Source organism: Salinicola endophyticus, from assembly GCF_040536835.1.
GTDB classification, from domain to species: domain Bacteria; phylum Pseudomonadota; class Gammaproteobacteria; order Pseudomonadales; family Halomonadaceae; genus Salinicola; species Salinicola endophyticus_A.
The window spans coordinates 1,602,419-1,622,236 of record NZ_CP159578.1; the positions used below are offsets into that span (position 1 = coordinate 1,602,419).

General features: G+C 65.8%; 16 protein-coding genes. 12 read left to right on the plus strand and 4 right to left on the minus strand.

The features are described from left to right. Positions 1-83 precede the first annotated feature (83 nt). The 3 genes from ABV408_RS07295 to ABV408_RS07305 all read left to right on the plus strand — a co-directional run bounded on the left by ABV408_RS07295 (position 84) and on the right by ABV408_RS07305 (position 2,337). The gene (locus tag ABV408_RS07295) at positions 84-983 is read left to right on the plus strand and encodes a hypothetical protein (protein WP_353981782.1); all 900 of its coding nucleotides are present in this window, start codon (positions 84-86) and stop codon (positions 981-983) included. Next, positions 952-1,830 (plus strand): tetratricopeptide repeat protein, encoded by an 879-nt coding sequence (locus ABV408_RS07300; protein ID WP_353981783.1) that lies wholly within the window; start codon positions 952-954, stop codon positions 1,828-1,830. Before ABV408_RS07295 ends, ABV408_RS07300 begins: the two co-directional genes overlap by 32 nt. Positions 1,831-1,908: 78 nt before the next feature. After that, on the plus strand, positions 1,909-2,337 hold the full coding sequence (locus tag ABV408_RS07305) for a hypothetical protein (RefSeq protein WP_353981784.1): 429 nt from the start codon (positions 1,909-1,911) through the stop codon (positions 2,335-2,337). Positions 2,338-2,426: 89 nt separating this feature from the next. On the opposite strand, the gene gatB is transcribed toward ABV408_RS07305, so the two are convergent. The 3 genes from gatB to gatC all read right to left on the minus strand — a co-directional run bounded on the left by gatB (position 2,427) and on the right by gatC (position 5,726). Beyond that, entirely contained in the window at positions 2,427-3,878 is a 1,452-nt protein-coding gene (gene gatB, locus ABV408_RS07310; protein WP_353981785.1) for an Asp-tRNA(Asn)/Glu-tRNA(Gln) amidotransferase subunit GatB, read from the minus strand. Beyond that, entirely contained in the window at positions 3,878-5,344 is a 1,467-nt protein-coding gene (gene gatA, locus ABV408_RS07315) for an Asp-tRNA(Asn)/Glu-tRNA(Gln) amidotransferase subunit GatA (protein WP_035473855.1), read from the minus strand. Before gatA ends, gatB begins: the two co-directional genes overlap by 1 nt. 91 nt (positions 5,345-5,435) lie before the next feature. Then, positions 5,436-5,726 carry an Asp-tRNA(Asn)/Glu-tRNA(Gln) amidotransferase subunit GatC gene (gatC, locus tag ABV408_RS07320; RefSeq protein ID WP_035473853.1) on the minus strand — a complete coding sequence of 97 codons (291 nt, stop codon included), beginning with the start codon at positions 5,724-5,726 and terminating at the stop codon, positions 5,436-5,438. 193 nt (positions 5,727-5,919) lie between these two features. Here gatC and ABV408_RS07325 point away from each other — a divergent pair, with 193 nt between their 5' ends. From ABV408_RS07325 to tldD, 7 genes are all read left to right on the plus strand, one after another. Beyond that, positions 5,920-6,957, plus strand: coding sequence for a rod shape-determining protein (locus ABV408_RS07325; RefSeq protein WP_035473851.1), 1,038 nt, complete (start codon positions 5,920-5,922; stop codon positions 6,955-6,957). Between the two features lie 102 nt (positions 6,958-7,059). Beyond that, complete coding sequence (mreC, locus tag ABV408_RS07330) at positions 7,060-7,983, plus strand: rod shape-determining protein MreC (protein ID WP_353982207.1); 924 nt, start codon at positions 7,060-7,062, stop codon at positions 7,981-7,983. 2 nt (positions 7,984-7,985) lie between these two features. Next, on the plus strand, positions 7,986-8,465 hold the full coding sequence (gene mreD, locus ABV408_RS07335) for a rod shape-determining protein MreD (RefSeq protein ID WP_035473850.1): 480 nt from the start codon (positions 7,986-7,988) through the stop codon (positions 8,463-8,465). 20 nt (positions 8,466-8,485) lie between these two features. Next, complete coding sequence (locus tag ABV408_RS07340) at positions 8,486-9,091, plus strand: Maf family protein (protein ID WP_405049929.1); 606 nt, start codon at positions 8,486-8,488, stop codon at positions 9,089-9,091. Positions 9,092-9,267: 176 nt separating this feature from the next. After that, the gene (rng, locus tag ABV408_RS07345) at positions 9,268-10,731 is read left to right on the plus strand and encodes a ribonuclease G (RefSeq protein WP_353981787.1); all 1,464 of its coding nucleotides are present in this window, start codon (positions 9,268-9,270) and stop codon (positions 10,729-10,731) included. A 4-nt stretch (positions 10,732-10,735) separates the two neighbouring features. After that, a complete protein-coding gene (locus ABV408_RS07350) occupies positions 10,736-14,803 on the plus strand; it encodes an AsmA-like C-terminal region-containing protein (protein WP_353981788.1) in 4,068 nt (1,355 codons plus the stop codon). A 59-nt stretch (positions 14,804-14,862) separates the two neighbouring features. Further along, positions 14,863-16,317: a metalloprotease TldD gene (gene tldD / locus ABV408_RS07355; protein WP_353981789.1), complete on the plus strand. Its 1,455-nt coding sequence runs from the start codon at positions 14,863-14,865 to the stop codon at positions 16,315-16,317. 39 nt (positions 16,318-16,356) lie between these two features. On the opposite strand, the gene yjgA is transcribed toward tldD, so the two are convergent. Next, positions 16,357-16,848 carry a ribosome biogenesis factor YjgA gene (gene yjgA, locus ABV408_RS07360; RefSeq protein ID WP_353981790.1) on the minus strand — a complete coding sequence of 164 codons (492 nt, stop codon included), beginning with the start codon at positions 16,846-16,848 and terminating at the stop codon, positions 16,357-16,359. Between the two features lie 102 nt (positions 16,849-16,950). Between yjgA and pmbA the strand changes: the two genes are divergently transcribed. Both pmbA and ABV408_RS07370 read left to right on the plus strand, forming a co-directional pair. Next, positions 16,951-18,291: a metalloprotease PmbA gene (pmbA, locus tag ABV408_RS07365; RefSeq protein ID WP_353981791.1), complete on the plus strand. Its 1,341-nt coding sequence runs from the start codon at positions 16,951-16,953 to the stop codon at positions 18,289-18,291. Positions 18,292-18,342: 51 nt separating this feature from the next. Further along, the gene (locus ABV408_RS07370) at positions 18,343-19,800 is read left to right on the plus strand and encodes an oligopeptide:H+ symporter (RefSeq protein WP_353981792.1); all 1,458 of its coding nucleotides are present in this window, start codon (positions 18,343-18,345) and stop codon (positions 19,798-19,800) included. Positions 19,801-19,818 lie beyond the last annotated feature (18 nt).

Sequence of the window (19,818 nt, forward strand, 5' to 3'; positions counted from 1 at the left end):
AAGACCCATGGCATTGGTCATGGGTTTTTTATTGGGATCTCTCCGCCCCGGTTGCGGAGAGCAACAGAACGGTACGGACTGCCTTGCCGGTCTACGTGGATATCAACGCGGTGACGGGGGAGAGTGGCGCCCCCCCCCTGCCAGGCAGCTATACGCCGGAGGATGAACAGCAGCGCCTGGGTGATCTGGCGCAGAACGCCCGCGATATCGGCAACACCCTCTTCATCTGGGATGGCCTGAAGAAGTTGACGGAAGCCAACGAGGCCAACAAGACAGGCCAGAGTCTTAACGGCCACTATGGCATGATCGTCGGCGGTGTTGGGGTTCTCGCCGGTATTGCTTCGATCGTCGTGATCAGTGCGAGCACGGGTGTCGGGCTCGTGGTGGGCGTGTTTTTCGGGATTCTGACGCTACTGCTGGGTTATGCATTCGTGGCCATGGTATCCCCGGCGGTACAGATGTGGGTGAACCGCAGCATTCTCGGTAAGCCATCGGAACGAGAAGATATGCAGGTCCTGCCGTTCGACGATATGGCGTCGGAGCAGAGTTCCCTGGAGATGGTGTTTCAGGGGGTGTTGGTGCAGCTATCTTGGAGAGAGGTGGGTCATCCTGGGCCAGGGCCTAGTGTAGAAAGAGAAGTAGAGTTGACGTTAAGTTTTCCTCGGTTGAGTAGGTTCGAGGTTGCGTTTTCTCTTTTTTGCGCTGATGGTAATAGAGAGTTGTATAGTCATAAGGTCGTTAAGCTTGCTGATTCTAGAGCCCCGGTGGTAGATAGAGAGACCGCTGATATTGATTTCGAAGAGGGGGGTGATGGGCGTCCTGTTATTACATCTAGTGAAAAGGGGTACTCCGTGGAGGTGAATAGAGTTTTTGCTAGAGAGCTTCTTGCTGATGAGGTTGTTCTGGACGTGAGTTTTAATTCCTCTCGTACTGTTGGGGCGAATGTTCACGATGTTTTTAAAATGGAGTTTGATAGTGTTTAAAAAACATTTCTTCTTTCTTGTGTTTTTGTTGTTTGTTCCGCTAACTGCTGTCGGTGAGGTTCTGTTTCCCGATCCAACTGGCGATGGCTTGAATGCTGCTTATTCAAAAACCAGTAGGGTCGAGCTTGAAAGTCAAGTTGAGGAGGGGTTGCCATCGGCTGAATATATGATGGGGATGATATACCTGAGTGGAGATGCGGCTTGGGGAGTTCAGCCTGATTATAAAAAAGCTTTTTCTCTGTTACATCGTGCCTGGTGCGATGATGTTTTTGATGCTGGCTACGCACTTTCAACGATGTATTATAAAGGGTTGGGTGTAGATAAAGATCTTGCCAAGGTTCGAAGTTTTGTCTTGAAGTCCGGGGAAAATGGCTACATAAAGTCGCAAAGAACCCTTGGACTTGCTTACAAAGGTGATGTGTTGCAGAGTGTGTTCGATAAAGATATCGAGAAATCTATTTTTTGGTTTGAAAAGGCTGCGATAAATGGTGATCAACTTTCAGCTGCCAATCTCTCTGTGATTTATGGTGGCGATGGTGTGCTGCACGATGAAAAAAAATCTTTTGAATGGAAGAAGAGGGCTGCTTCAGCTAAATATGGTAACTCTCGGTTTGTGCAGTTTTTAAAGTTGGCGGAGTTCTATGAAAAAGGTGTTGGTACTGATAAAGACCTAGTGCAAGCATATAAGTATTACGATCTTAGCGGGTCTGCCGGTGTGGAAGGGAAGCAACGCGTTGCCGAGGAAATGACTCAAGAGCAGATCGACGAAGCCATTCGTAAATCTCAAGAGTGGCAGAAAGAACATAACGTTCAGGTCGGTGGCGGTTTTATTCGACGCGCCAACTGAAGCTTTCATGTAGGTGCTGGTGTGTGGTGATAAGTCATAAGTTGACGCCAGGCTGTCTGACGCTAAGGGATGATTTTTATGCCAGACCAAGGAAGTCCGGATCAAGCTTTTTACGCCAAGATCTCCTCGCTTATCGCGCTTTGCGGCGGGGGTGGATTATTGCTAGCGTCGCTGGTGGCGATCTCCAGCTCGCCGGTTTTTCCAGGGGCTCCGATCCTCGTCGCTTGTGCCCTGATCGTGGCTGGGCTCTGGTTCCAGTTCAATCCTATCGTCCGGCTCACGGATGAGCATGTCTCGGTCAAACTGGCGATCATCCGTCCGCGTACGACCCTTGCGCTCGACCAGTTAGCGCGCGTCGAAGCGACCCCGCGCGAGTGTGTGCTTTACTACCGCAAAGACAGTTCCGGCGAAGGCAAGCTCAAGATCCCGCTCAAGAGCCTAGCCAGAGAGGATCGCGAGCGGTGCACGTTGGCCTTGCGGCAGCGGGTGCGCACCGAGGCGGCCTAGGCCGATGGCATCACCAACACACAAACGCCCATGGCCTTGGCCATGGGCGTTTGCATTGGGGCAGGGCTGGTCTGTCAGACGTTGCCGACTCAGGCCTCGTCCAGCTTCTGCTTGAGCAGACCGTTGACCTGTTGCGGGTTGGCGGTGCCGCGGGAAGCTTTCATCACCTGGCCGACGAAGTAGCCGATCATCTTGCCGCGCTTCTCCGGGTCGGCGTCGCGGTACTGGGCGACCTGCACAGGGCTGTCCGCGATGACCTGGTCGATCATCGCTTCGATGGCGCCGGTGTCGGTGACCTGCTTGAGCCCGCGTGCCTCGATGATCTCGTCGGCGCTCTGGCCTTCGTTGTTCCAGAGTGCCGCGAAGACCTGCTTGGCCGCCTTGCCGTTGATGGTGTCGTCGAGCACGCGGCTGACCAGGCCGCCGAGCTGCTCCGGGGTGACCGGGCTGTTGCTGATGTCGATGTTCTCACGGTTGAGATGGCCGGAGAGTTCGCCTTGCACCCAGTTGGCCGCCTGCTTGGCGTTGCCGCACACCGCGAGCACCGCTTCGAAGTATTCGGCGGTGGGGCGGGTGGCGGAGAGCACGCCAGCGTCGTAGGCCGAGAGCCCCAGGCTGTTCTCGAAACGGTGGCGCTTTTCGGTGGGTAGTTCCGGCAGGGTGGCGCGCTGGTGCTCGATATAGGCGCTGTCGAGCATCACCGGCAGCAGGTCGGGGCAGGGGAAGTAACGGTAGTCGTTGGCTTCCTCCTTGGTGCGCATGCTGCGGGTCTCGTCCTGGTCCGGATCGTAGAGCCGGGTCTCCTGCACGACCTTGCCGCCATCCTCGATCAGCTCGATCTGGCGTTCGACCTCGAACTCGATCGCGCGCTCGACGAAGCGGAAGGAGTTGACGTTCTTGATCTCGGCGCGGGTGCCGAAGGCTTCCTGGCCCTTGGGGCGTACCGAGACGTTGACGTCGCAGCGCATCGAGCCCTCGGCCATGTTGCCGTCGGAGATGCCCAGATAGGTGACGATGGCGTGGATCGCGCGCAGATAGGCGACCGCTTCCTTGGCCGAACGCATGTCGGGTTCGGAGACGATCTCCAGCAGCGGCGTGCCGGCCCGGTTGAGATCGATGCCGCTCATGCCGTGGAAGTCTTCATGCAGCGACTTGCCGGCGTCCTCTTCCAGGTGGGCGTGGTGGATGCGGATCCGCTTGCGCACGTCGTCATCCAGCACGATCTCGACTTCACCCTTGCCGACGATGGGCTGGGCCATCTGGCTGGTCTGATAGCCCTTGGGCAGGTCGGGGTAGAAGTAGTTCTTGCGCTCGAACAGCGAAGTGTCGGGAATGTGCGCGTCGATGGCGAGCCCGAACTGGACCGCCATCGCCACCGCGCCTTCGTTGAGCACCGGCAGCACCCCGGGCAGCCCCAGGTCGATGGCGCAGGCCTGGGTGTTGGGCTCGGCACCGAAGGCGGTGGAGGCGCCGGAAAAGATCTTGGATTGGGTCGCCAGCTGCACGTGCACTTCCAACCCGATGACGGTTTCCCACTGCATTAGATCGTCTCCTGGTCGAGGCTCGGGTGGCGGCGATGCCAATCGGTCGCCTGCTGGAATTGATGCGCCACGTTGAGCAACTGCGCTTCGGCGAAGTGCTGGCCCAGAATCTGCAGGCCGATCGGCCGCTGGCCCTGGCCGGAGAATCCGGCGGGTACGCTGATGCCCGGGATGCCGGCCAGGTTGATGGCGATGGTGTAGATGTCCTGCAGATACATCGACACCGGGTCTTTCTTGGCGCCGAGATCGAACGCCGGGGTCGGCGCGGCCGGGCCCATCAGCACGTCGACCTCGTCGAAGGCGTCGAGGAAGTCCTGGCGGATCAGCCGGCGGACCTGCTGGGCCTTGCGGTAATAGGCGTCGAAGAAGCCCTCGGAGAGGGTGTGGGTGCCGATCAGGATGCGCCGCTTGACCTCGTCACCGAAACCTTCGGCGCGGGAGCGCTTGTAGAGATCCTCGAGATCCGCCGGGGCGTTGCAGCGGTGGCCGAAGCGCACACCGTCGTAGCGCGAGAGGTTCGAGGAGGCTTCCGCCGGGGCGATGACGTAGTAGGCCGGGATCGCCAGGTGGGTGTGCGGCAGGCTCACCTCGCACACCTTGGCCCCGAGCGACTCGTAGACGCCGATCGCTTCGCGCACCGCGCGCTCCACTTCCGGATCGAGGCCGTCGCCGAAATACTCCTTGGGCAGACCGATCTTGAGCCCGGCCAGCGGCGTGTCGAGCTCGGCCAGGTAGTCGGGCACCACCCGGGCCACGCTGGTGGAGTCGCGCAGGTCGTGACCGGCGATGGCGCCGAGCAGATGCGCGCAGTCTTCCGCGCTGCGCGCCATCGGCCCGCCCTGATCGAGACTCGAGGCGTAGGCGATCATGCCGTAGCGCGAGACGCGGCCGTAGGTCGGCTTGAGTCCGGTCACGCCGCAGAAGGCGGCGGGCTGGCGGATCGAACCGCCGGTATCGGTGCCCAGCGCCGCCGGGGTGAAGCCGGCGGCGACCGCGGCGGCGCTGCCGCCGGAGGAGCCACCGGGCACGGCGCTCTTGTCCCACGGGTTCTTGACCGCCCCATAGAAACTGTTTTCGTTGGAGGAGCCCATCGCGAACTCGTCCATATTGGTCTTGCCCAGGCTGACCATACCGGCCGCCTCGAGTTTTTCGACCACCGTGGCGTCATAGGGCGAGACGAAGTTGTCGAGCATCTTAGAGCCGCAGCTGGTGCGCACGCCGCGGGTACAGAAGATGTCCTTGAGGGCCAGCGGCAGCCCGGCCAGCGGGCGCTCGTCACCGCGCGCCCGGGCCTGGTCGGCGGCATCGGCCGCGGCCAGTGCCTGATCGCGGGTCACGGTGATGAAGGTGTTGAGTTCGCCATCCAGGCGCTCGATGCGGTCGAGCAGGCTGGTCGTGAGCTCGCGGCTGGAAAAATCGCCGGCCTTGAGGCCCTTGGCGAGTTCCGTGAGCGTCATCTCGTGCATGGAGAGAGTCCCTGTCTAGATACGGGTCTGGCTATGGAACCGTGGGCGGCGCGCGGCGCCGGCCTGGAAAGAAGTGTGCTGCGCGGGCGTTTTACTCGACCACACGGGGGACCAGATAGAGGCCCTCGGCGGTGGCCGGCGCGCAGGCCTGGAAGCGCTCGCGCTGATTCTCCTCGGTCACCTCGTCGGCGCGCAGGCGCTGGGTGGTGTCGAGCGGGTGCGACAGCGGTTCGATGCCCTGGGTATCGACGGCCTGGAGGCGGTCGACCATCTCCAGAATGCGCGACAGATCGTCGACGTAGCCGGCCGCCTCGGCATCGCTGTTGATGCCCAGACGTGCCAGATGCGCGGCTCTCAATACGTCCGCATGTTCGATTGCCATGAGTGTCGTTCCTCGTCTCGAAATGGGGTGGAAAACGGGGCCCAAAAAACGTGCCGTTGAGATAGGCCGAGAAATGGAGCGAACCTTAGCATATTCGGCCCCGAACTGGCAGGCGCGCGCTTGCTGCTTCCCCCCCACGATGATACCGTTTGCGTCCGCACAGGGTTCCGGTCTGGACTAGGTAAAAGTTTCCATGTTTAAACGTTTACGGGGGCTGTTCTCGAGCGATCTGTCGATCGACCTGGGAACTGCCAACACGCTGATTTATGTCCGCGGTCGCGGTATCGTCCTGGACGAACCCTCCGTCGTGGCGATTCGCCAATCCGGTAACATGCGTAGCGTCGCCGCCGTCGGTCTCGACGCCAAGCGGATGCTGGGGCGCACGCCCGGTAACATCACCGCCATCCGGCCGATGAAGGATGGTGTCATCGCCGATTTCACCGTTACCGAGCAGATGCTGCAGCACTTCATTCGCAAAGTGCATCAGAGCACCTTCCTCACGCCCAGCCCTCGCGTGCTGGTGTGCGTTCCCTGCATGTCGACGCAGGTCGAGCGCCGCGCGATCAAGGAGTCGGCAGAGGGCGCCGGCGCCCGCGATGTCTATCTGATCGAAGAGCCGATGGCTGCGGCCATCGGCGCCGGCCTGCCGGTCGAGGAGGCGCAGGGTTCGATGGTCGTGGACATCGGTGGTGGTACCACCGAGATCGCGATCATCTCGCTCAACGGGGTGGTCTACTCCGAGTCCGTGCGTATCGGCGGCGACCGCTTCGACGAGGCGATCACCTCCTACGTACGCCGCCACTACGGCAGCCTGATCGGCGAAGCCACCGCGGAGCGGATCAAGGAGGAGGTGGGCTGTGCCTACCCCGGCGGCGAGCTGCGCGAGATCGACGTGCGCGGGCGCAATCTGGCCGAAGGCATTCCGCGCAGCTTCACGCTCAACTCCCACGAGATTCTGGACGCGCTGCAGGAGCCGCTGGCGGCGATCGTCGCTGCGGTCAAGAGCGCGCTGGAGCAGTCTCCGCCGGAGCTGGCCTCGGATATCGCCGAGCGCGGTCTGGTGCTCACCGGCGGTGGGGCCTTGCTGCGCGACATCGACAAGCTGATCGCCGAGGAGACCGGCCTGCCGGTGATCATCGCCGAGGACCCGCTCACCTGCGTGGCGCGTGGTGGCGGCAAGGCGCTGGAGATGATCGACCAGCACACCTTCGAACTGCTCTCCAGCGATTGAGGCCATCCGCGACCGGCGCCGCGCCTGCGGCCCGGTCACCGGTAGGCGGGAGTGAGGCCTATCAAACCGCTGTTCTCTTACGGCCCGGTGCCGACGTACCGCATGCTGCTGTGTGCGGTGCTCGCATTCGGGCTGATGTTTGCCGAACACCGCTTCAGTGCGGTGGAGTCGGCACGTTCCCACATGACCTCCATTGTCGCGCCCATTCAGTGGCTGGTGAGCCTGCCCAGTGAGGGCGTGCGCTGGGGCGCCATGGCGTTCTCCGACAAGCAGAGCCTGATCGACGAGAACCGGCGCCTGCGCGAGCAGTTGCTGACGCTCTCCAACCGGGTCCAGCGTATGGCCAGCCTGACCGCTGAGAACGTGCATCTGCGCGAACTCCTCAACGCGCCCAATCCCGATGACGTGCCCTACATCACTGCGGAGCTGCTGTCGCTGGATTCCGATCCGTTCACCCAGCAGATGGTGATCAACCGCGGGCGGCGTGATGGTGTCTATATCGGCCAGCCGGTGATGGACGCCTCGGGGCTGATCGGTCAGGTGGTCTCGGTTTCCGCCTACACCAGCCGCGTGCTGATGGTGGCCGATGCCAACCATGCGGTGCCGGTGGAGATCAATCGCAACGGTCTGCGCTTCATCGCTCAGGGCACCGGCCAGCTGGATACGCTGGATATCCCCAGCGTGCCGGCCACCGCCGACATCCGCGAGGGCGATCTGCTGGTCACCTCCGGGCTGGGCGGGCGCTTTCCGCAGGGCTATCCGGTGGCACGGGTCACCGGGGTCAAGCGCGAGTCGAGCCAGGCGTTCATGGAAGTGACCGCCGAGCCGATCGCGCAGCCCGAGCGGTCGCGCTACTTCCTGCTGCTGTTTCCGCCTTCGGCGCCGGATGCGAGTGGGCTGGGCGACCCCGAGAGCATGGCGCGACAGGTCATGTGGCCGGGGGATCCGGCGCATCCCGACGCGCATCGGATCAGTGAAGAGGCGCTGAAAGCGGCGCTGCGTCTGCAAGCGGAGGGGGCGCCGTGAGTATGGGGCTCTTCGGTTATCTGTTCGTCTGGTTCACCCTGCTGCTGGCGCTCTGCCTGCAGGTGATGCCGCTGCCCGATGCCTGGCTGGTGTGGCGCCCGGACTGGCTCGGCGTGCTGCTTGCCTACTGGTGCGTGGCCACGCCGCAGCGCGTGGGGGTGATTCACGGGTTCGTGCTCGGCCTGCTGCTGGATCTGATCGAGGGCGCCCCTCTGGGGCAGAATGCGCTGACGCTGTCGCTGCTGGCCTACCTCTTCCTGCTGCTCTATCAGCGCTTCCGGGTCTATTCGATCTGGCAGCAGGCGGTACTGGTGTTCGTGCTGCTGGGCATCGGGCAGCTGGTGGAGCAGTGGCTGCGCACCATCTTCGGCCCGATCTCGGTGAGTCTGGAGTTTCTGATTCCGGCGCTGATCGGCGCGCTGCTGTGGCCGTGGCTGTTCACCATGATGCAGGCCGTGAGGCGGCGCCTGGGTATCGGCTGAGCCAAAGGTGTCAGGAGTCCATGTCAATGTCGTCCCCATCTTGTTCACCCCACGTCACCACGCCGGTACTGCGGCTGGCATCGGCCTCGCCGCGCCGGCGCGAGCTCCTCGCCAGCATCGGCATCGCGGTCGAGGTCGCGCCGGCGGATATCGACGAGTCGCGCGATCACGACGAGACCCCGGAGACCTTCGTCAGCCGGCTGGCGCGGGAAAAGGCGCTGGCGGGGCACGCAGGTAGTGCATTACCGACCCTGGGCGCGGATACCGTGGTGGTGTGTGACGACGAGGTGTTCGGCAAGCCGCGCGATCTGGCGCACGCCTGCACGATGTGGCGTGCGCTCTCCGGGCGCGAGCACCGGGTGCTCTCGGCGGTGGCGCTGATCGGACCCCGCGGGCTGCTCGAGTGCCGGGTGGTGACCCGGGTGTGGCTGCGCACGCTCAGCGAAGCGGAGATGGCCGCCTACTGGGCTACCGGTGAGCCGGCCGACAAGGCCGGCGGCTACGCGGTGCAGGGGCGGGCGGCGATTTTCGTCGAGCGCCTCGAGGGCAGTTACTCCGCGGTGGTCGGGCTACCGCTCCACGAGACCGCGGAACTCCTGGAGGCGCAGGGCATTCGGGTGCTGTAGCGCAGCTGGGCATCGTAGCGCGCTGCTCGCCTCGGGCGCCCGAGTGGGCCTGCCTTGTGGGAGGATGCCGGGCCTGTGTCATAATCCTGGCAGCGAGATAGACATCGCCAGCAGCAGGACCGGCAACTGACGAGGGATTCCACCCGCGCCCGACAACCCGTGACAAGGATGCCCGCATGAGCGGTGAGGTTTTGATCAATCTGACGCCGATGGAGACCCGCGTGGCGGTGGTCGAGAACGGCGTGCTGCAGGAAGCCTTCATCGAGCGCAGTCGGCGCCGGGGTATCGTCGGTAATATCTACAAGGGCAAGGTGGTGCGGGTGCTGCCGGGGATGCAGGCGGCGTTCGTCGACATCGGGCTGGAGCGCGCCGCCTTCATCCATGTCAACGAGGTGGTGGCGCCCGATTCGCCGCAGGCCGAGCCCGCCTCGATCAGCCATCTGCTGCATGCCGGGCAGTCGCTGGTGGTGCAGGTCACCAAGGACCCGATCGGTTCCAAGGGGGCCCGCCTGACCACCCATCTCTCGATTCCGTCGCGCTATCTGGTCTATATGCCGGACTCGCCGCATATCGGCGTCTCCCAGCGGATCGAGGACGACGCCGAGCGCGAGCGCCTCAAGGCGCTGGTCGCAGGCGGCCAGTCCGAGCTGGAGGACGCGCAGCAGGGCGGCTTCATCATCCGCACCGCCGCGGAGGGGGTGGGCCGCGATGAGCTGCTCGCTGACATCGTGTTTTTGCAGCGGCTGTGGCTGAAGGTCGCCGAACGGCGGATCAGCGCGCCCACGCCGAGCCCGATCTACGATGACCTGCCGCTGTTCGTGCGTACGCTACGCGACGTGATGCGCGACCAGATCGAGAAGATCCGCATCGACTCGCGCGAGAACTACTTCAAGCTCAAGGAGTTCGCCCGCGAGTTCATGCCCACGGTGGAGTCTTGCATCGAGTACTACCCCGGCGAGCGTCCGATCTTCGACCTCTACAGCGTCGAGGACGAGATCCAGAAGGCGCTGGGGCGCAAGGTGCAGCTCAAGTCCGGCGGCTATCTGGTGATCGACCAGACCGAGGCGATGACCACCATCGATGTCAACACCGGTGGCTATGTCGGCCATCGCAATCTCGAAGAGACGATCTTCAAGACCAATCTCGAGGCCGCCACGGCGATTGCCCGGCAGCTGCGGCTGCGCAATCTCGGCGGCATCATCATCATCGACTTCATCGACATGGAAGAGCTCGAGCATCAGCGCCAGGTACTGCGCGTGCTGGAGAAGGCGCTCGAGCGTGACCACGCCAAGAACAAGCTGACCGGTGTCACCGAGCTCGGCCTGGTGCAGCTGACCCGCAAGCGCACCCGCGAAAGTCTGGAACAGACGCTGTGCGAACCCTGTCCTACCTGTCATGGGCGCGGCACGCTGAAGACACCGGAAACCATATGCTACGAAATCTTTCGCGAGATCCTGCGCGAGGAGCGGGCCTACTCGCCCGAGACCTACATGGTGCTGGCCTCGCAGTCCGTGGTCGACCGCCTGCTCGACGAGGAGTCGGCGGCGGTGGCGGATCTCGAATCCTTCATCGGCAAGACGATCCGGTTCCAGGTCGAGGCGCACTACTCCCAGGAACAGTACGACATCGTGTTGATGTAACCCGATGAGCCCGCTGCGCGTCACCCTCCGCTGGCTGCTCACGCTGGTCGCCGTGCTGGTCCTGATGCTGGCGCTGGTGGTCAGCGGGGTGCGGCTGCTGGCCTGGCAGAGCGAGCGTCTGGCGCCGCCGCTGATGGATTGGCTCGATTCGAGCCTGGAGACCCAGAGCAGCCTCGGGGGGCTGTCGCTCTCGCTGGCCCGCCTCGACCCGACCCTGGGCATCGACGATCTCGATCTCGAGAGCCAGGGCGGCCAGCCGCTGCTGCAGGTGGCGCATGCCCAGGCGCGCCTCGACAGCGTTGCCAGCTGGCATCAGCGCGCCCCGGTCTTGGCGCCGGCGACGCTCAATGGCCTCACGCTGCATCTCTACCGTCGTGCCGATGGTGGCTGGGGGTGGCCCGACGGTGCCGGCAGTCGCTGGTTCGGCGGCGGCGAGAATGCTGGGGCGACGACGCCCGACCTCGACCGCTGGCTCACCTGGTTGGCCCAGCAACAGGCGACGCTCGACGATCTGACCCTGATACTGCACGCCGAGGATGAGACCCGCGCGCTGACGCTGGCGCAGCTCGATCTGAGCAGCCGCGACGGCAAGGCATCGCTGGTCGCTCGCCTGGCCGGGGCGGAGGGAGATCACCGGGACGGGGCTTCGGGAGCGGAGTCGAACGAGGCGACGCCAACGGATGCCCCGGACGCGGGGCGGCTGCATCTCTCCATCGAGACCGGTGGGGCGGGCGCCAGTGATGGGAGCCCGGGGCCCGTGGCGCGCTTCGAGAGCCGGCTCGACCTGGGGGCGCTGACGCCGCTGCTGAACCTGCTGACACAGACCTATCCGCGCACGCTGACGACACTCGACGGCGAGCTCTCGGCCGGCGGCGAGTGGCGCGACGGTGGCCTGCGCCAGGCACACCTGGCTCTCGATGTGCCCACGCTGCAGGTCGTCGACAGCAGCGATGGCAAGACCCATGGCTTGCACGATATCGGCGTCAAGGGCGGGCTGACCCGGGATGCCGATGGCCAGTGGCAGGCCTGGGCCGATGACCTGCGTCTGGCCCAGGCAGATGGCGCGCCGGCGGCGAGCACTGGCGGCAACGCCAGCGGCGCGGACCTTGCCACGGATGCCACGCCGCTGCCGAGCTGGCCGCAGCGTCTGCAGGCGCGCTCGACGCCCCAGGGCTGGTGGTTGCGCACCACGCCCTTCGCCCTCGGCGGCATGGCGGCGTCGCTGCGCCAGTTGCCAATGCCCGAAGCGCTGCTCAAGGCGCTGCGCAAGCTCGAACCGCAGGGTCGGGTGAATGGCCTGGAGGTTGGGCGCGATGCCGGCGAGTGGTATGCCCAGGCGGCGCTTACCCGGGTCGCGGTCTCGGCCTGGGACGACGCCCCGGGTGGCGGGCCCTTCGACGCCTGGGCGACCTTCCGCGGGCGCGGTGGCCGGGTGACGTTCGCCGGCGGTGCGGATACCCGCTTCGTGATTCCCTCGGTGTATGCCGAGCCGCTCGATCTGTCCGCCGCCAGCGGGGTGATCGACTGGCACCTGACCCACGATGGCGTCGTGCTCAGCGGCGAGCACCTGCGTGCCGGGTGGCGCGGGGCCAGTGCCCGCGGGCGCTTCGGGTTGACCCTCTACCATGCCGAGCACAAGCCCGGCGCCTTCATGCTCGATCTCAGCTTCGCCGATGCCGATGCGCGGCGTACGCGGCTGTTGCCGTGGCTGCCGACACGCGCGCTCGATGACCCTGAACTGATGCAGTGGCTGGGGGGCGACCTCGGCGGCGTGGTCACCCAGGGCCGCTTGGGACTGTCGCTCACCCTGAGCGACAAGGAGGCGCCCGAGGGGCAGATGTTCTCCAACCCCGACGATCGCTTCACGCTGGCGCTGGATATCGCCGATGGGCGGCTGCAGTATGCCCCCGACTGGCCTGCGCTGGAGCAGGTCTATGGCCATCTGCAGATGCACAACATGAACCTGCAGGCGCAGATCGACCATGCCACCAGCCACGGCCTGACCACCCGCGATGCCGAGGTCACGCTGGCCGACCGGCAGTTGGCGATAAACGGTGACGTCAGTGGCAACAGTGCGGGCCTGCTCGACTTTCTGTCCCAGGCGCCACTCGACGACCTCAGCCGCACCTTTGGTCTGTGGCGCAGCCAGGGCAAGGTCGACGCCGCGCTTAGCATCGCCCTGCCGATGACGCCGGACAGCGATGCCGAGAAAGACCTGAGTGTCGACGTTCAGGGGCACGCCGACGTCGAGTCGCTGACCTTCCCGGAGCTGCAGTTGACCCTCGGCGGGATCAACGGCCCGCTGCACTACCGGCATCAGCAGGGCGAGGATTATCTCCAGGGCCAGCTCGGCGCCCGCGCCTTCGATGGCCCGCTGCTGGCGACCTTCGATATCGGCGGCGCCAAGGGCTCGGGTATCACTTTCGAGGGCCGCGCCCTGGCCCGCGGGCTGCTCGGCTGGGCGGGGCTTGCGCGGGTCGGTGGGCTGGCCAGCGGCTTCTTTCCGTATCGGGCACAGATCTCCTTCGATGCCCAGAATAATGCCAGCCTCGCCGTGCGCAGCGATCTCGAGGGGCTGGCCATTCAGCTGCCCGCGCCGTTCGGCAAGGCGGCCGGGCACCGCGAGCCGCTGGCCATCGATGCCGATATCGCGGCTGGCTCGGGTACGGTCACCCTGGCCGATTGGGGGCGTGCGCGCTGGCGGACGCTGGGCGAGCAGGTGCAGGGGCAGGTATGGCTCGAGGGCTGGCCCGGGGCCGACGCGGCTTGGCCCAGTGAGCCCGGCTGGTACGTGCTGTGGCGGCCCAACCGGCTCGATACCCGGCGCTGGGCCAGCGCGCTGACGTCACTGCAGGCGGCCCCCGACGATGCCGCGCAGAAGCGCGAGGTGCCCACCGCGATCACCGACGACCTGGACAAGCCCGCGGCGGTGCCGGTCAACGATGGCGGTGGATTGAAACGGGTGGCGCTGGCGACGCCGTGCATCCTGGTCGAGGGCCGCTGCCTTGGCGGCATGCAGGCCGATGCCTCGCCTCTCTCCGGCGGCGGCTGGCAGCTATCGCTGGATGGCGAGATCGCCGCGGGCCGAGCGCGCTGGCAGCCGCGCGCCGAGGTGCCCATCGACGTGTCGCTGGCGCGTCTGAATCTCGATGCACTGACGCCCAAGCCGGCGAAGGGCGATAAAGAGGGGGAGATGGGGCAGACGCTGTTGAACCAGATCGAGACCGCGCCGCGGCCGATCGCCCTGCCTGACGGGCTGGCCCGGGTGCCAGCGGGGCAGGTGAAGATCGCGCGTTTTGAGCGTCAGGGTCAGCAGTTCGGGCCGCTGGAGACGCGCTGGCGTGCCGATGATCGCGGCCTGACGCTTGACCCGCTGAAGCTGACGCTGGGGGATATGGGCATCTCCGGCAACCTGCGCTGGGAAGCCTCGGGGAGTGCCAGCCTCACCCGCGCCAACCTGCAGGCCGAGGGGAAAAATCTGGGCAGTGCCTTCGCCGCGCTGGACCAGCAGGTGCCGATCACCAGCGAACGCGCCCAGGGGCGGTTGCAGCTGGCCTGGCCCGGGGCGCCGTGGCAGTTCGCGCTGCCGCTGACGAGTGGCCGGCTGGCGCTGGATCTGGGCAATGGCCGTCTGCGCCAGGTCCATTCCCCCTCGGCCAAGCTGGTGGGACTTTTCAACCTCGACAATATCCTGCGCCGGCTCAAGCTCGACTTCTCCGACGTCACCAGCAGTGGCACCGCCTTCAACACGCTCAAGGGTAGCGCCACGCTCTACAACGGCGTGATCCAGAGCGACGGGCCGCTGGTGGTCGACGGGACCTCGACGCGCTTCACGCTATCGGGTAGCGTCGATCTCAACCGTCAGACGCTGGATCAGCGCCTGGGCATCACGGTGCCGGTGAGCCAGAACCTGCCGCTGGTCGCGATCATGGCCGGGGCGCCGCAGGTGGGTCTGGGGCTGTTCGTGTTCCATCAGCTGTTCGGCCAGTGGATCGACAACGTGACCCAGGTCCACTACCGCATACAGGGGCCCTGGTCCGCGCCGGACATCAGCGTGGAAAGCGCCCAATAATCCGGCAACCGGTGCGTGCTCGGCGCGCGGCGCGGCTGCCACAATCGGGAAAACGCCCAATGACAGACATGAGCGAAAGCGCCTTGAAGCAGGCTTCGAGCCTGCTGCTGGCCCCGGGTGGCCTCGACCAGACGTCGCTGGACGCTGGGCTGGGGCACGCCATGGGGGCCGGTATCGACTACGCGGACCTCTTCTTCCAGCGCACCTGGCACGAGATGTGGGTGCTCGAGGATGGCGAGGTCAAGGACGCCAGCTATAGCATCGACGGCGGGGTCGGCGTGCGCGCGCTCTCCGGCGAGAAGACCGGGTTTGCCTACTCGAGCCAGATCAGTGCCGATGCGCTCGCCGAGACTGGCCGCACCGCCTCGGGTATCGCGCGTAGCGGCAGTCGTCAGGCGCCGCAATCGGTGCAGGCGGTGGCCGCCAGCGCGCGCTACGCCGGGATCGACCCGCTCAGCGGGCTCTCCGCCGAAGACAAGATTGCCATGCTCAAAGAGGCGGACCGTGTGGCACGCGCCGCCGACCCTGCGGTCTCCCAGGTCAGCGCCTCGCTGACCGGGGTGCATGAAGTGGTCCTGGTGTGCGCCAGCGACGGTACCCTGGCGGCGGATATCCGCCCGCTGGTACGTCTCAACGTCAATGTGATCGTGGCCCGCGATGGGCGCCGCGAGCGGGGCAGTGCCGGCGGCGGCGGGCGCTATGCGATGAGCCGGCTGCGCGACGCCGGCGTCGCCACCAGCTACGCCCGCGAGGCGGTGCGCCAGGCGCTGGTGAATCTCGATGCGGTGGCGGCGCCGGCGGGCCAGATGCCGGTGGTGCTGGGCAGCGGCTGGCCCGGCATTCTGCTGCACGAGGCGGTAGGCCACGGTCTCGAGGGGGACTTCAATCGCAAGGGCAGTTCGGCCTTCGCCGGCCGCCTGGGCGAGCAGGTCGCGTCGCGCGGTGTCACCGTGGTCGACGATGCCACCCTGGCCGACTGCCGCGGCTCGCTGACGATCGACGACGAGGGCACGCCGGGTCAGTACACCCCGCTGATCGAGGATGGCATCCTCACCGGCTACATGCAGGACAAGCTCAACGCGCGGCTGATGGGCATGCAGCCGACCGGCAACGCGCGGCGCGAATCCTATGCCCACGTGACCATGCCGCGAATGACCAACACCTGCATGCTGGCGGGCAACGATGACCCCGAGGAGATCGTCAAGAGCGTCAAGCGCGGGCTCTATGCGGTCAGCTTCGGCGGCGGCCAGGTCGATATCACCTCGGGCCGTTTCGTGTTCTCGGCGTCCGAGGCCTATCTGATCGAGGATGGCCGTATCACCGCGCCGGTTAAGGGCGCGACCCTGATCGGCAATGGCCCCGAGGCGATGTCGCGGGTCTCCATGATCGGCAACGACATGGCCCTGGACACGGGGATCGGGGTGTGCGGCAAGGAGGGGCAGGGCGTACCCGTGGGGGTGGGCCAGCCGACGCTGAAACTCGACGAGCTGACCGTCGGTGGCACGGCGTCGTGAGTCACGGGCCGCGGTCGCCGGGCGGCCGCGGCGGGCGACTCACAGCCCGACGGTGTCGCGGATCAGCTGGAACAGCTTGCGCGCGCTGGCCGGTGGCTTGCCGCGCTGGCGCTCGGCGCGGGCGTTGCGGATCAGCTGGCGCAGGGTCTGGCGGTCGACACTGGGATGCGCTTCGATGAACGGCTCCAGCGCGCTGTCGTCGTCGATCAGGCGGTCACGCCACTGCTCCAGACGGTGGAAGGCGGCATTGCGCTGGACCTGTTCCTGGTCGATCGCCTCGAAGGCGGCGCGGATCGCCTCGCGATCCTCCTTGCGCATCACCTTGCCGACGTACTGCATGTGGCGCCGGCGCCCTTCGTGGGAGCGGATGCGCCCGGTCTCTTCCACCGCGGCAATCATCTCGTCGGAGAGCGGCAGGCGCGCGCGCACTGCGGGGTCGAGGGCGATGATGCGTTCGCCCAGCGCCTGCAGTTCCTGCATCTCTTTCTTGAGCTGTGTCTTGCTCGGGGGCGCAGCGTCCTCGAAAGTCATGTCATTACCATTTGCAGCGGGTCGGTGGCGCAGTATACCAGCCACCGCCCGCTCGCCCAGGCCCGTTGATGCGGTCAGGGCACCATCGATCAGGAGTTTGCCATGAGTCAGGCCTTCGATGCCGCCGAACAGCAGTCACGTCTCGAGGAGCGGGCGTCCCAGGCGCTGGCGCTCGCCGCCGAGCTGGGCGCCGACGCCTGCGAGGTGGGCGCCAGTGTCGATCAGGGGATCGGCGTGGGGGTGCGCCTGGGCGAGACCGAGAGCGTCGAGCTCTCGCGCGATCAGGGCATCGCGGTCACCGTCTACGTCGGCCAGCGCAAGGGCAACGCGTCGTCCTCGGATGCCAGCGATGCCTCGCTGCGGGCGGTGGTCGAGAAGGCGATCGCGATCGCCCGGCATACCGGCGAGGACCCCGCCGCGGGTCTCGCCGATGCCGCACTGATGGCCACCGAGCTGCCCGATCTCGATCTGCATCACCCCTGGGCCCTGGATACTGATGCGGCGATCGAGCTGGCGCTGCGCTGCGAGCAGGCCGGGCGCGAGCGCGCGGGTATCACCAACTCGGAGGGCGCCAGCCTGTCATCGACCGAGGCGGTGACGGTCTACGCCAACAGCCACGGTTTTCTGGGCAGCCGCCGCGGTACGCGCCACTCGCTGTCGTGCCTGCTGATCGCCGGCAGCGGCGAGCGCATGCAGCGTGACCACGACTTCACCACGGCGCGCCGGGCGAGCGATCTGGCCAGCCCCGAGCAGGTCGGGATCAGCGCTGCCGAGCGTACCCTGCGCCGGCTCGATGCCCGGCGCCCGCGTACCGGCCGCTTTCCTGTGCTGTTCGCCCCGGAGATGGCGCGCGGGCTGGTGGGCAACCTGCTCAACAGCATCGCCGGCGGGGCGCTCTATCGTGAGTCCTCGTTCCTCTGCGATCAGCTCGGGGCGACGCTGTTCCCCGAGTGGTTCTCCCTCGGCGAGCACCCGCGCGAGCGCGGCGGCCTGGCGAGTGCCGCCTTCGATGGCGACGGTGTCGCCACCCGCGACAATGTCTTCATCGATCAGGGGCGTCTGGCCAGCTACATGCTGTCGGCCTACAGCGCTCGCCGCCTCGGCCTGCACACCACCGGCAACGCCGGCGGCGCGCGCAACGTGCGCATCCAGGCGCCGACCACCGAGCTTGCAGCGCTGATGCGTCAGATGGGCACCGGGGTGATGGTCACCGAAATGATGGGCCAGGGGCTCAACCCGGTCACCGGCGACTATTCGCGCGGGGCGGCCGGGTTCTGGGTGGAAAACGGCGAGATTTCGCATCCGGTGGAGGAGTTCACGGTCGCCGGTAACCTGCGTGAGATGTTCGCCGCCCTGCAGGGCGTGGGTGACGACATCGATCGCCGCGGCAGCGTGCATACCGGCAGCTGGCTGGTGGATGGGATGATGCTCGCCGGCCAGTAGGCGGGCGTGCGGTCAGGGCAACACGGCATCAAGGACGAAGTGGGTGAGGCTATGAATCAGTCCCGGCAAGCGGGCGAGTCGCGTCAGTTCCTGGGCCATCCCTGGCCGCTGTCGACGCTCTTCGGCATGGAGGTGTGGGAGCGCTTCTCGTTCTACGGCATGCAGGCGATCCTGCTGATCTATCTCTACTACGAGAGCGCACGGGGTGGGCTGGGCATCGCCGAGAGCGCGGCGTTCGGTATCGTCGGCGCCTACGGCAGCAGCGTCTATCTGGCGACGATCCTCGGCGGCTGGTTCGCCGACCGCGTACTCGGCCCCGAGCGCACGCTGTTCTACTCGGGGGCGATCGTGATGGCGGGGCATATCGCCCTGGCGCTGGTGCCCGGGGTTCCCGGGGTGACGCTGGGTCTGTGCCTGGTGGCGCTGGGCAGCGGCGGGGTCAAGGCGACCTGCGCCGCCCTGGTCGGATCGCTCTACGCCCCGGGCAGCCCCAAGCGCGACGCCGGCTTCTCGATCTTCTATCTGGGGATCAATCTCGGCGGCTTCGCCGGGCCGCTGCTGACCGGCTATCTGCAGAGCAGCGCCGGCTTTCACTACGGTTTCGGCATCGCTGCCATCGGCATGGCGCTGGGGCTGATCCAGTACGCCTTCGGCCGGCGCCATCTCGCCGAGGCGCAGCGCCATCCGCCGATGCCGCTGGCGGCGGGGGAGGCCAAGCGCTATCTGTTCGGCGCACTTGGTGCGCTGGTACTGCTGGCGGCGGCGCTGGTGTTCGGCTGGCTGCGGGCGGACACGCTGACCGATGTGATCCTCGGGGTGATCGTGGTCACCACGCTGGCCTATTTCGTGGTCATTCTGCGCTCGTCCCAGGTGTCGGCGCTGGAGCGCCGCCGGGTCCTCGCCTTCGTGCCGCTGTTCATCGCCAGCGCGGTCTACTGGGCGCTCTATGTGCAGTCCTATACTGTGATCGTGGCGTTCTTCGATCAGCGCGTGGATCGCCAGCTGGGTAGCTGGACGATCCCGGTGGGCTGGCTGACCTCGGTGCAGGCGCTCACCATCATCCTGCTCTCCGGGGTCTTTGCCTGGCTGTGGTCACGCCTGGGCCAGCGCCAGCCTTCGTCGGCAGCCAAGTTCGTGATCGCCATGCTGGTAATCGGCGCGTCGTTCTTCGGCTATCTACCCTGGCTGGGCGCGGAGGCGGCAGGCATGCCGCTGTGGGTACTGGTGCTGCTGCTACTCGGCTTCACGGTGTCCGAGCTGTGCCTGTCACCGATCGGGCTGTCGGTCACCACGCGGCTGGCACCGCGCGCGATGCAGACCCAGATGATCGCACTCTTCTACCTGTCGCTGTCTCTGGGCTTCGCCGCCGGCGGGCGTGCCGGCGAGTGGTATACCCAGCGTACCGAGGTGGCCTATTTCATGGCGCTGGGCACGGTGAGTCTGATTGCTGGCGTGCTGCTCGCGCTCTGCCTGCCGGCGATCCGCCGGGCCAGTGCCGGCACCGAGTGAGCGCTGTTATCGAGTGAG

Bases quoted from the DNA above. Each gene is read 5' to 3' on its own strand.
- ABV408_RS07300 (WP_353981783.1), top strand. From the start codon at position 952: ATGTTTTTAAAATGGAGTTTGATAGTGTTTAAAAAACATTTCTTCTTT.
- ABV408_RS07305 (WP_353981784.1), top strand. From the start codon at position 1,909: ATGCCAGACCAAGGAAGTCCGGATCAAGCTTTTTACGCCAAGATCTCC.
- gatB (WP_353981785.1), bottom strand. From the start codon at position 3,878: ATGCAGTGGGAAACCGTCATCGGGTTGGAAGTGCACGTGCAGCTGGCG.
- gatA (WP_035473855.1), bottom strand. From the start codon at position 5,344: ATGCACGAGATGACGCTCACGGAACTCGCCAAGGGCCTCAAGGCCGGC.
- gatC (WP_035473853.1), bottom strand. From the start codon at position 5,726: ATGGCAATCGAACATGCGGACGTATTGAGAGCCGCGCATCTGGCACGT.
- ABV408_RS07325 (WP_035473851.1), top strand. From the start codon at position 5,920: ATGTTTAAACGTTTACGGGGGCTGTTCTCGAGCGATCTGTCGATCGAC.
- mreC (WP_353982207.1), top strand. From the start codon at position 7,060: ATGCTGCTGTGTGCGGTGCTCGCATTCGGGCTGATGTTTGCCGAACAC.
- mreD (WP_035473850.1), top strand. From the start codon at position 7,986: ATGGGGCTCTTCGGTTATCTGTTCGTCTGGTTCACCCTGCTGCTGGCG.
- ABV408_RS07340 (WP_405049929.1), top strand. From the start codon at position 8,486: ATGTCAATGTCGTCCCCATCTTGTTCACCCCACGTCACCACGCCGGTA.
- rng (WP_353981787.1), top strand. From the start codon at position 9,268: ATGAGCGGTGAGGTTTTGATCAATCTGACGCCGATGGAGACCCGCGTG.
- ABV408_RS07350 (WP_353981788.1), top strand. From the start codon at position 10,736: ATGAGCCCGCTGCGCGTCACCCTCCGCTGGCTGCTCACGCTGGTCGCC.
- tldD (WP_353981789.1), top strand. From the start codon at position 14,863: ATGACAGACATGAGCGAAAGCGCCTTGAAGCAGGCTTCGAGCCTGCTG.
- yjgA (WP_353981790.1), bottom strand. From the start codon at position 16,848: ATGACTTTCGAGGACGCTGCGCCCCCGAGCAAGACACAGCTCAAGAAA.
- pmbA (WP_353981791.1), top strand. From the start codon at position 16,951: ATGAGTCAGGCCTTCGATGCCGCCGAACAGCAGTCACGTCTCGAGGAG.
- ABV408_RS07370 (WP_353981792.1), top strand. From the start codon at position 18,343: ATGAATCAGTCCCGGCAAGCGGGCGAGTCGCGTCAGTTCCTGGGCCAT.